Here is an 11,361-nt window from a genome sequence, read left to right as displayed (position 1 = left end):
TCCGACCTGCACGAATGGAGTAACGATTTGGGCGCTGTCTCCACCACGAACTCGGCGAAATTGCACTACGAGTAAAGATGCTCGTTACGCGCAGCAGGACGGAAAGACCCCGGGACCTTTACTATAGCTTGGTATTGGTATTCGGTGTGGTTTGTGTAGGATAGGTGGGAGACTTTGAAGCCGATACGCCAGTATTGGTGGAGTCATCGTTGAAATACCACTCTGATCACTCTGGATATCTAACCTCGGTCCGTAATCCGGATCAGGGACAGTGCCTGGTGGGTAGTTTAACTGGGGCGGTTGCCTCCCAAAAAGTAACGGAGGCGCCCAAAGGTTCCCTCAGCCTGGTTGGCAATCAGGTGGCGAGTGCAAGTGTACAAGGGAGCTTGACTGTGAGACTGACAGGTCGAGCAGGGACGAAAGTCGGGACTAGTGACCCGCTGGTGGCAAGTGGAAGCGCCAGCGCTCAACGGATAAAAGGTACCCCGGGGATAACAGGCTGATCCTGCCCAAGAGTCCATATCGACGGCATGGTTTGGCACCTCGATGTCGGCTCGTCGCATCCTGGGGCTGGAGTTGGTCCCAAGGGTTGGGCTGTTCGCCCATTAAAGCGGTACGCGAGCTGGGTTTAGAACGTCGTGAGACAGTTCGGTCCCTATCCGCTGCGCGCGCAGGAAATTTGAGAAAGGCTGCCCCTAGTACGAGAGGACCGGGGTGGACTAACCTCTGGTGTGCCAGTTGTTCCGCCAGGAGCACGGCTGGTTGGCTACGTTGGGAAGGGATAACCGCTGAAAGCATCTAAGCGGGAAGCCTGTTTCAAGATGAGATTTCCATGGGCTTCGGCCCGAGAGGCCCCCGGCAGACCACCGGGTTGATAGGCCGGATGTGGAAGAGGGGACTAAAGACCCTTGAAGCTGACCGGTACTAATAGGCCGATAACTTGACCTACCTCAGATTTTATTGATTTGCTACGCGTCCACTGTGCGGTTCCCGAGATACGGTCGGGTAACTGATATATCTCCATAGAGTTTCCGCAGCCATAGCGAGAGGGAAACGCCCGGTCCCATTCCGAACCCGGAAGCTAAGCCTCTCAGCGCCGATGGTACTGCACTTGCGAAGGTGTGGGAGAGTAGGTCGCTGCGGGACATTCTTTCAGCGAAGGGCCGCCCAATGATGGGCGGCCCTTCGTCATTTCTGCGTAAGATAGCGACACCTTCAGAACGGAGCATCATGGCCACCGAGGACCGCGCCAAGAGCGGCGGCGAACCACGTCGATCCTCCGGCTCAAGCTCTCGAGGGGGTGCTCCTCGTCGTGATGGTGCACCCCGTCGTGATGGTGCACCCCGCGGTGACGCTCCTCGGCGCTCAGGCGGTCGCGCTCCGTACAAGGATGGCGTGCGTCGTGAGGGCGGACAGCGAGTAGAGCGCGGTCCACGCGAGGACAAGCCGGTCAAGAAGGGGCCTGTGGCCCCGGAGATTCCCGAAGAGGTCGTCTACGGCCAATTGGATCGCACGGTTCGCGCGCGGCTGCGCACCTTGAGCAAGGAGAACGCCGAGGACGTTGGCCGCCACCTCATCATGGCCGGCAGCCTCCTTGAGACGGATCCTGAGCTCGCCTACCGTCATGCGGCGGTTGCCGCGTCTCGCGGCGGCCGGGTCGACGTGGTCCGCGAAGCTGCAGCGCTCACGGCTTACGCCACGGGACGCTACGCGGAGGCGTTGCGGGAGTTCCGCACCGTTCGCCGCCTCAATGGTTCGAGCGAACACCTGCCGTTGATGGCGGACTGTGAGCGAGGCCTCGGCAGGCCAGAACGTGCCATCGCACTCGCCCAGGAACCCGAGGCAAAGGCACTTTCGGCCGAGCGACGGATCGAGCTCGCCATCGTCGTGGCGGGTGCCCGAAGCGACATGGGAGACCACGAGGCTGCGCTCGTATCCCTCAAGCGCCTGCAGACGGGCGATGCAAGCCTTCGCGCCCGCATTGACGAGGCGACCGCCGCAGTGCTGCGACACCTCGGTCGTGATGAGGAAGCCGAAGCCCTTGAGCCCGTCATTGAGGACGCGACGGATGAGCCGGAGGAGGACATCGTCGTGTACGACACGTTCGACGACGAGCCACCCGCAGAAGCCGCGGAGGCACAGCAGTGACGCTCATCGGCTCCGCGGGCCCGCTGGCTACGGCCTACGACGTGGCCCTCGTCGACCTCGACGGTGTGGCGTATAAGGGTCCGCACGCGATTCCGACGGCGCCTCCCGCTCTGCAGGCCGCGCGTGACCACGGACTCCGACTGGTGTTTGTCACCAACAATGCGTCGCGAGAGCCAGGTGAGGTGGCCGCACACCTCACGGAACTCGGCATCCCGGCCGACGCCGACGAGGTGCTGACGGCTGCTCAGGCAGGTGCCGCGATGCTCGCCGACGCGCTGCCTCAGGGTGCAAAGGTGCTGGTTATCGGCGGAAAGGGGCTCCGCACGGCCGTTGGCGCGCTGGGCTTTGAACTGGTCGACGACGCCGCCGCTCACCCTGCCGCCGTCATCCAGGGATATCACCCTGACCTCGGTTGGCGACAGCTCGCTGAAGCCGCCTACGCGATCAACGCGGGCGCTCGCTATTTCGCCACAAACCTGGACCTCACGCTTCCCACGGAGCGCGGAATGGCGCCCGGGAACGGCTCACTCGTCGCGGCGGTGGTGACGGCAACGGGCGTCACACCCCCCGCCGCAGGCAAACCCGAGCCCGGCATGTTCCTGCTCGCCGCCAAACGTGCCGGCGCGGAACGCCCCCTCGTTATCGGAGATCGGCTCGATACGGATCTCAAGGGTGCTCGCGCCGCGAACATCCCAGGTCTGTTGGTGCTGACCGGTGTGAGCGACGTCCGCGAGACGCTCACGGCACCCAAGGAGCACAGGCCCTCGTTCATTGGATCCACCTTGCGCACGCTCGAGGAGACTCATCCCGAGCCTCGCCAGGACGGCAGCTGGTGGCACGTTGGCGACGCGAGGGCTCACGTCGTCGAGGGCCGATTGCTCGTTGACGGCGGCAGCGACATCGATCGCGTGCGCGCCGCATGCTGCGCGGCATGGGCCGCTGCAGACGCGGGGGAGAAGTTGCTGGTTGAGACCCTTCCTCACTTGGGGGTAGCCTCCTGATATGAGCGAGATCAACGAGACCCGTGAGTCCGTTGCGGACGTCGAGTACCCCGCCGAGGTCAAGGCTGCCCTCGAAGCGGTTACCGAACTCCCCGAGGACCTTGAGGAGCAGGCGGACTTCTTCGACAAGGTGCAGAACGCGCTGAGCAACCGTCTGCGCGACGACTCCTAGCATCACCACCTCTTTGCGCCTTGATCGCGCGCTCGTGGCGCGTGGTCTAGCCCGCTCGCGCACCCACGCGCAACACCTCATCGAGGCCGGCGCCGTGACGGTCGGCAACGCCACCGCAACGCGCGCCTCCACGCCGGTTCCAGAGGACGCGGAAATCCACGTAATTGACGACGGATACGTCTCGCGTGCCGCTCACAAACTCATCGGAGCGCTCGACGCATGCGCCATTCACGGACTGTCCGTGGCCGGAGCGAGAGCGCTCGACGCGGGCGCGTCAACGGGAGGCTTCACCCAAGTCCTCCTCGAGCGAGGCGCCGAGCACGTGACTGCGATCGATGTGGGCCATGGCCAACTAGCCCCACAGATCGCGAACGACCCCCGCGTCACCGCCATCGAGGGTCTCAACGTCAGAGACCTCGATGCCTCTCACCTTGAGGGCGCCGTAAACCTCGTGGTGGCGGACCTCTCCTTCATTTCCCTCACCCTGGTGACCCGACCGCTGTGCTCAGCCGTGGCGTCGGGCGATCTTGTGCTCATGGTGAAGCCACAGTTTGAGGTGGGCAAGGACAAACTTGGCGCCGGGGGTGTGGTGACACGGCCCGACGACAGGGCACAGGCCGTCGCAGGCGTCGCCAAGGCACTGGTCACCGAAGGTGCAGTTATCCACAGCGTCGAGCAGTCCCAACTACCCGGACTCACAGGGAACGTGGAATTCTTCATCTGGGCTTCGCTCGCATGGCAGGCTAGTGGCGCGGACGGCGCACAGCGGCCCCACCTTGCGGGCGCTGCGCTGAAGTCCGCGATCGAGTACGTAACGAAGGGACGCTTGTGAGCCGCAGGATGCTCGTGGTGGTCAATCCCCACCGCGCCGACGCCGCGCACGCGGGTGCCCTTGTGACACGCGCCCTCGAGGCCGAAGGCATCGAGGTGTGCCGCAACTTTGAGCCAGGGACGGACAAGCCCATCGAAGCCGCCGTCGTGCTTGGCGGCGATGGCACGATCCTGCACGCTGCAAGCCTCACCCGCGGCGCTGGGATCCCGCTGCTCGGCGTCAATCTTGGGCACGTGGGGTTCCTCGCTGAGGCGGAGCGCGAGGACATTCGCCACGCGATTCAGCGGCTCGTTGCAGGCGACTATGCGGTGGAGGAGCGTCACACGCTCGAAGTCATCGTCAAGCAACCCAATGGCGACACGGAGACTGGGTGGGCGCTCAACGAGGCCACCGTGGAACGCGCGAACCTGCGGCGCACCGTAGAACTAGCGATTGAGGTGGACGGCCGTCCGGTCTCCACGTTCGGGTGCGACGGCGTGGTCGTGTCCACCGCCACGGGCTCCACCGCCCACGCGTTCAGCGCCGGTGGCCCCGTGCTGTGGCCGGACGTTGACGCGCTGCTGTTTGTGCCGCTCGCGGCGCACGCGCTCTTCGCGCGGCCCCTGGTGGTGGGTCCCAAGTCGTGGTTCGCGCTCGAGGTCACGGAGCGTTCGGAGTCGGAGGCGCAAGTGGTCCTCGACGGCTCGCGCAGTATCGACGTGTTGCGCGGCGGCCGCGTGGAGGTGCGCCGCGGCACGCATCCCGTGCGCCTCGCGCGCATGTCCGATGCCCCTTTCACCGAGCGCCTTGTCAAGAAGTTCTCGCTTCCCATCAACGGGTGGCGTGGTCCCGTCCAGGACGGCTAGCTGTGCTGCACGAACTCGCCATCGAGAACCTTGGCGTCATTGAGGCTGCGCGCGTGTCGCTCGGGCCTGGCCTCACGTGCGTCACGGGCGAGACCGGCGCGGGAAAGACGATGGTGCTCACAGGACTCGGCTTGATCCTCGGTGCCAAGGCGGACGCGGGAACGGTCCGCGCGGGGGCAGACGAAGCGGTGGCGGAGGCGGTCTTGGATGTGCCCGACGCTGCGGCCGGGTTGGCGGCCGACGCTGGGGCATCCATTGACGATGACGGCACCATTGTGGTGGCCCGCACGGTTGGCGCCACCACTCGCTCGCGCGCCACGCTTGGTGGCCGCACGGTGCCGCAGGCGCTCCTCGCCGAGCTTGCGGAGTCCGCGGTTACGGTCCACGGGCAGGCGGATCAGGTGCGGCTGCGTACCTCGGCGAAGCAACGCGCCACGCTCGACGAGTTTGCCGGCGCAGCACATCTAGCGGTGCTCGCGGAGTACCGGGCGGCGTGGTCCGCGCTGGCGGACGCTAGGGCAGCTCTCGCGGAAATGGAGACGGGGGCGTCCATCCAGCGCGCTCACATCGCCGCTCTGCGCGCAGACCTCGAGGCGATCGATGCCGTCGATCCCCAGTCTGGCGAAGACGACGACCTCTCATCGCGCATCGCGGTGCTCGAGAACTCCGCAGAGGTGCGCGCTGCTGCTGGGGCGGCTCAGGGGATACTCGCGGGCGACGACGAGGTGACCGCGGTTGCCGTTCTCGACGCCGCCGCACGCGCGCTGACGGGCGCCGGGCGGCACGAGCCGGCCCTCGCCGATCTCGCGACACGGATCGCGGAGCTTCGCTACGGCGCAGCCGATCTCGCGACAGAACTCGCGCGGTACCTCGACTCTCTCGACGCCGACGGCGCGAGCCTCGATGAACTTCACTCCCGACGCTCCGCGATCGCGGGGCTGAAGCGCCGGCTCGGCACGGACCTCGAAGGGGTGCTCGACCACGCGGCCCGCGCACGCGAAGCCGTGGCTGCCGATGACGCGTGGGACGAGACCGTCGCGGCCCGCCGCGCCCATGTGGACGCGAGCGAGGCACGCGTGGCAGAGATCGCGGCTCGGGTGTCCGCGGGACGAACAGCTGCGGCCGCCGCACTCGCCGAGGCCGTGGCCGCCGAACTGTCCCAGCTCGCCATGGCCGATGCCCGCTTCGGGGTGACAGTCGAACCTACCCAGCCGGGGCCGTCGGGCGCCGACAGTGTGGCCATGACGCTCGCTGCTCACCCAGGAGCCACCGCTCGCGCCGTCGCGGACGCGGCGAGCGGCGGCGAACTGTCGCGGATCATGCTCGCCATCGAGGTGGCGCTCGCTGCGAGGGCGGCTGCCCCAGGTCACACGTTCATCTTCGACGAGGTGGACGCGGGCGTGGGTGGAAAGGCGGCGCTCGCGGTAGGCCAGCGGCTCGCCGAACTCGCGCGAACGCACCAGGTGATCGTGGTCACGCACCTTGCGCAAGTGGCCGCATTCGCTGATGCGCACGTGGTGGTGGAGAAGGCGACGGAAGGCCTTGTGACGCGCAGTCAGGTGCATCAGGTGGCTGGTGAGGACCGAATTGCGGAGATTGCCCGATTGCTCTCAGGTCAAGAGGAGTCGAGTACCGCGCGCGCCCACGCTGTTGAACTTCTTGAGGCGTCCGCCATGGGACGATGACGTCCATGGCGCAACCACCCGAGGGAACTGACGCGCCCGTCGACGCCACAACGGAACAGTTGCCTACGGTGGACGGCACGGGCCTCACGGGCCCTGCAGGGGGCGGGCCCACGGGGCCGGCGCGCGTGGGGTCGAGCATTCGAGATCTTGTTGCCAAGGCGCGGAAGGGCGACGTGCTCATCATCAGCGCGCAAGACCTGCGCGAGGCGGATGCCGATGCGCTCGCGGCCACCGGCGCTGTTGCGGTGGTGAACGCCCAGCGCACCGCGTCGGGACGCCAACCAGCGGCGGGTGCGCGGCGACTTCTCGACGCAGGGATGACCGTCATCGACGGCGCGGGCGCCGCTGTGCTCGCGGTGCGCGATGGCAGCCAACTGACTCTCGCAGGCGATCGGATTCTTCGCGGCGCGGCGCTTGTTGCTACCGGCACCGCGCTCACTCGCGAGCGCGTTGTTGCCGCCGACACGGCCGCGCTCGATCACCTCAAGGTGCAAGTTGCCGTGTTCGGATCCCACGCGATCGAACGCCTTGAGCGCGAGGGTCCGTTGTTCTTTGAAGGCAACGGCTTGCCTGCACTCGGTGTGGATGTGAGTGACCGAGTTGTCCTCGTGGTCGCAGAGTCGCCAACCACTGCGGATGACCTCAAGCGTCTCAAACTGTTCATCGCGGATAGGCGTCCGCTCGTGCTCGCCGAAGGCGGAGCCGTGGACGCGTGCGTGGCCAACCACTTGCGCCCGGCCGTGGTGCTCGGTTCGATCGACCGTGCGCCCGAGAACGTGCTCAAGACATCGCGCGTCATCGTGCTGCGAACGGACACCGGCGCGCAATCGCGGCTCGAAGCCATGGGAGTGGGGTACGACACGTCTGACGTTGCGCTCACCGGCGCAGATCTCGCGATTCTTGCCGCGCACCATGCGGGAGCGCAGGTGGTGGTCGTGGCCGGGCGGCGTCAGGGCGCGGTGGATGTGCTGAGCGCAGAACCCGGCGAGGGCATCGGCACGTTCCTCACGTCCCTCGTCACCGCTCGCACCACAACGGACGCTCGGGTGATCGCGGAGACCTACCGGCATCGACACTCACTCGCCTTCGTGTGGACGGTGGTGCTATTCGCCGGGCTTACCTTCGCCGTTGCGCTGTTGTCCGTTGACGATGTCCGCGACTGGCTTGCCGATGCGTTCGACACCGTCACCGGATGGTTTGGGGGAGCGCAGTGACCGGCCGCAGCAGGGTGCTGGTGGCGGCGCTTGCCGTCTTCGCGCTCGCCGTTGGACTGCTCTTGGGATCGGGCGTCCTTGGTTCTGGATTCCTCGCGAACTCCTCTGACGGCGACAAGCTCGCTGAGGCGGAGCGCGAGGCAGAGGCCGCACAGGGTGAGGCTCAGCTAGGACACGATTTCGCGGATGCGACCGGCCCCGTGGCCATTCGTGCCCGGCTCGAAGGTCGCACCGTGGCCCTCGTACGCACCGCTGACACGACTGACGAGGACCTCGCTGCGGCATCGGCGCGGCTCGAGCAGGCGGGCGCGGTGACGGGGTCCACCGTCGCGCTCACCGACGAGTGGACCGCAGAGGACAGGGGAGCCTTCCGCGACGCGCTCGCGGATCAGATCACCGACGCGCTCCCCGAACCCCCGCAGGGGGCCACCACGTCGCAGGTGCTCTCGGCGGCGCTCGCGCAGGCGCTCGCTTCGGGAGGGGCGTTCGATCCTGAAGGCCAAGAGCGCGCGGATACCCTGTGGACCCTTCTCACCGAGGCGGAACTGGTAACGGGGGAGCGCACCGCAACGGCGGAAGTGTTCTTGCTTGTGACCCCCGGCGGCGACGTCTCGGATCTCGCCGGCGCGTTCGTGGATACCTCAGTGGCCACCGTGGTGGGCTTCACTGGTGCTGACGCTGGGAGCGCGGGAAGCGCCACCACCGTCACGCGAGCGGCCACGTTCTACGGTGCATGGACGGTCGTAGGGGCCACCATTAACGCCGCCGGTGGCATCTCCGGCGCGTACGACGCGAGCGACGCTGCTGACGTCATCGCGAACCTCAACTAGCCCGCCGCAACCACAGCGAAAGGCAAGCTCGGCGCGTCAGCCGCCCCCAGCGTCGGCCGGGACTGGTAAACTGGAGTTCCGTGGAGAGAACTCGATATTCGTCCGGTCAGGACCACGTCACCCGTCACATCTTTGTAACCGGAGGCGTCGTTTCCTCCCTCGGGAAGGGCTTGACGGCTTCTAGCCTCGGCCGCCTCCTCAGGTCTCGTGGCATTCGCGTGACGATGCAGAAACTCGATCCTTACCTCAATGTGGATCCCGGCACCATGAACCCGTTCCAGCACGGAGAGGTGTTTGTGACCGATGACGGTGCGGAAACGGACCTCGACATTGGTCACTACGAGCGCTTTCTCGATGTGAATCTGAGCGCTTCCTCCAACGTCACCACGGGCCAGGTGTACTCGCAGGTCATCGCCAAGGAGCGCCGCGGCGAGTACCTGGGCGACACCGTGCAGGTGATCCCGCACATCACCGACGAGATCAAGCGCCGCATGCGCGCACAGGCCGGCCCCAACGTGGACGTCATCATCACCGAGATCGGCGGCACGGTCGGCGACATCGAATCCCAGCCGTTCCTCGAGGCCGCGCGCCAGGTGCGCCATGACGTTGGCCGTGACCACGTGTTCTTCCTCCACGTTTCGCTGATTCCGTTCATTGGCCCCTCCGGTGAGCAGAAGACCAAGCCCACCCAGCACTCCGTGGCGGCCCTGCGCTCGATTGGTATCCAGCCCGACGCTTTGGTGCTGCGGTCCGACCGTCCCGTTCCGGCGTCGGTCAAGTCCAAGGTTGCCCTGATGTGCGACGTGGACACGCAGGCCGTGGTGAACGCCGTGGACGCGCCGAGCATTTACGACATCCCCAAGGTGCTGCACTCCGAGGGCCTCGACGCCTACGTTGTGCGCCGCCTCGACCTCCCGTTCCACGACGTCGAGTGGGGGCCGTGGAACGAACTCCTCGACCGCGTGCACCGGCCCAAGAAGCAGGTGGAGGTTGCGCTCGTCGGCAAGTATGTGGACCTTCCCGATGCCTACCTGTCCGTGAGCGAGGCGCTCCGTGCCGGAGGCTTCCACCACAAGGCCAAGGTGAACATTCGCTGGGTCGCCTCCGACCGGTGCCAGACTCCCGCGGGAGCCGAGGACGCGCTCGGCGGCGTGGACGCGGTGCTCATTCCCGGCGGGTTTGGCGTGCGCGGCGTTGACGGAAAGATTGGCGCGGCCCGCTGGGCGCGCGAGAACGGCGTGCCCACGCTTGGCATTTGCCTTGGACTGCAGGTCATGGTCATGGAGTACGCGCGCACGGTGCTTGGGCTCGAGGGCGCCTCGTCCTCGGAGTTCGACGCGGACACGCAGCACCCCGTGGTGGCGACCATGGAGGAGCAGCTCGCGATTGTCGAGGGCGAGGGCGACATGGGTGGCACGATGCGCCTTGGCGAGTACAAGGCCGTGCTCAAGCCCGGTTCGGTGGTTGCGGCCACGTACGGCGCCTCCGAGGTTGGCGAGCGCCACCGCCACCGCTACGAGGTCAACAACAACTACCGTCAGCAGCTCGAGGAGGCAGGGCTCGTCGTCTCCGGCGAGTCTCCCGACCGCCAGCTCGTGGAGTTCGTTGAGCTTCCCAAGGACGTGCACCCGTACTACGTCTCCACCCAAGCGCACCCCGAGTTCCTGTCTCGCCCCACCAAGGCACACCCGCTGTTCGCGGGTCTGATCGGCGCCGCGCTTGAGCGCCAGGCGGCGGCAACGGTGGACGCACCCGTGGCTGCGGACGCTCCGGTCACGGCCTAGCCATGGCAAAGAAGAAATCTGGTCATCCTGCGCCGGCACAGCCGGAGATGGGTCATCCTGCGGCGGCGGAGCAGATCGCAGGACCTACCGGCGTCACCGAGCCTGTGGTTCCGGTGGAAGTCGCCGAGGTCGAGACGGTGGTGGGCGAGGAGCGTGTGGAGCCGGAAGGCGACGAAACCGCAGAACCCGAGCCAGCGTCGGGCGAGCGCACCTACGTGCCTTTCGCCGATCAGCCAGGCGGACGCAAAGTGCTGCATTCGCGACGCTCGTTCACGGGACGCGTGTGGGACGTGACGAGCGACCTCGTGGACCTAGGCGACTCCGAGGTGGTCACTCGCGACTACATGCACCACCCCGGCGCGGTCGCTGTAATGGCCCTCAACGAGGACGACCAGGTCTACCTGGTGCGTCAGTACCGTCACCCGGTGCGCACGGAGACGTGGGAGCCGCCAGCAGGCCTCATGGATGTGAGGGGCGAGGACCCGCTCGACGCGGCGAAGCGAGAGCTGTTCGAGGAGGCCGACCTCACGGCCGCGCGGTGGGACGTGCTCGTGGACTACTTCACGTCGGCTGGCGGCAGCAGCGAGGGGATTCGCGTCTACCTTGCTCGCGAGCTCGCGCACGTGGAAGAGGACGACCGCCATGAGCGCACCGACGAGGAGCGCGACATGGTGGGAGCGTGGGTGGACGTGCCGTCCATCATCAACGCGATCACTCGCGGCGACGTGGCCAGTTCCAGCCTCCTCATGGGAGCGTTCGCCTTGGACATCGCCATCCGCGCGGACTTCGCGACGCTACGGCCCGCGGATGCACCATGGCGCCGCCCGCCCGCGAGGGGCGAGCACTAAGG

The 11,361-nt window shown here is 66.6% G+C and carries 10 protein-coding genes and 2 rRNA genes; all 12 read left to right on the top strand.

Translation table 11 applies throughout. The annotated features are described in order from the left end of the window. A 23S ribosomal RNA gene (locus QM618_RS00495) occupies positions 1-948 on the top strand; the annotation flags it as partial. An 81-nt stretch (positions 949-1,029) separates the two neighbouring features. Beyond that, positions 1,030-1,146, top strand: a 5S ribosomal RNA gene (gene rrf / locus QM618_RS00490). 249 nt (positions 1,147-1,395) lie between these two features. After that, on the top strand, positions 1,396-2,148 hold the full coding sequence (locus QM618_RS00485; RefSeq protein WP_428093263.1) for a hypothetical protein: 753 nt from the start codon (positions 1,396-1,398) through the stop codon (positions 2,146-2,148). Continuing rightward, positions 2,145-3,149: an HAD-IIA family hydrolase gene (locus QM618_RS00480; protein ID WP_428093260.1), complete on the top strand. Its 1,005-nt coding sequence runs from the start codon at positions 2,145-2,147 to the stop codon at positions 3,147-3,149. Before QM618_RS00485 ends, QM618_RS00480 begins: the two co-directional genes overlap by 4 nt. 1 nt (position 3,150) lies before the next feature. Next, positions 3,151-3,321: a hypothetical protein gene (locus QM618_RS00475; RefSeq protein ID WP_428093256.1), complete on the top strand. Its 171-nt coding sequence runs from the start codon at positions 3,151-3,153 to the stop codon at positions 3,319-3,321. Between the two features lie 13 nt (positions 3,322-3,334). Beyond that, the gene (locus QM618_RS00470; protein WP_428093252.1) at positions 3,335-4,153 is read left to right on the top strand and encodes a TlyA family RNA methyltransferase; all 819 of its coding nucleotides are present in this window, start codon (positions 3,335-3,337) and stop codon (positions 4,151-4,153) included. Continuing rightward, a complete protein-coding gene (locus QM618_RS00465; RefSeq protein WP_428093249.1) occupies positions 4,150-4,998 on the top strand; it encodes an NAD kinase in 849 nt (282 codons plus the stop codon). The genes QM618_RS00470 and QM618_RS00465 overlap by 4 nt, the downstream gene beginning before the upstream one ends. A gap of 2 nt (positions 4,999-5,000) precedes the next feature. Then, positions 5,001-6,683: a DNA repair protein RecN gene (gene recN / locus QM618_RS00460; protein ID WP_428093246.1), complete on the top strand. Its 1,683-nt coding sequence runs from the start codon at positions 5,001-5,003 to the stop codon at positions 6,681-6,683. A 5-nt stretch (positions 6,684-6,688) separates the two neighbouring features. Continuing rightward, positions 6,689-7,897 (top strand): putative cytokinetic ring protein SteA, encoded by a 1,209-nt coding sequence (gene steA, locus QM618_RS00455; RefSeq protein WP_428093243.1) that lies wholly within the window; start codon positions 6,689-6,691, stop codon positions 7,895-7,897. Continuing rightward, positions 7,894-8,727 carry a copper transporter gene (locus QM618_RS00450; RefSeq protein WP_428093240.1) on the top strand — a complete coding sequence of 278 codons (834 nt, stop codon included), beginning with the start codon at positions 7,894-7,896 and terminating at the stop codon, positions 8,725-8,727. The genes steA and QM618_RS00450 overlap by 4 nt, the downstream gene beginning before the upstream one ends. 80 nt (positions 8,728-8,807) lie before the next feature. Continuing rightward, complete coding sequence (locus tag QM618_RS00445; protein WP_428093237.1) at positions 8,808-10,511, top strand: CTP synthase; 1,704 nt, start codon at positions 8,808-8,810, stop codon at positions 10,509-10,511. A 2-nt stretch (positions 10,512-10,513) separates the two neighbouring features. Continuing rightward, on the top strand, positions 10,514-11,359 hold the full coding sequence (locus QM618_RS00440) for an NUDIX domain-containing protein (protein ID WP_428093234.1): 846 nt from the start codon (positions 10,514-10,516) through the stop codon (positions 11,357-11,359). The last annotated feature ends 2 nt before the right edge of the window (positions 11,360-11,361 follow it).

This window comes from Demequina sp., from assembly GCF_049841215.1.
GTDB lineage: Bacteria > Actinomycetota > Actinomycetes > Actinomycetales > Demequinaceae > Demequina.
The sequence above is the reverse complement of the archived record's forward strand: the minus strand, read 5'-3'. Positions and strand labels throughout refer to the sequence as shown.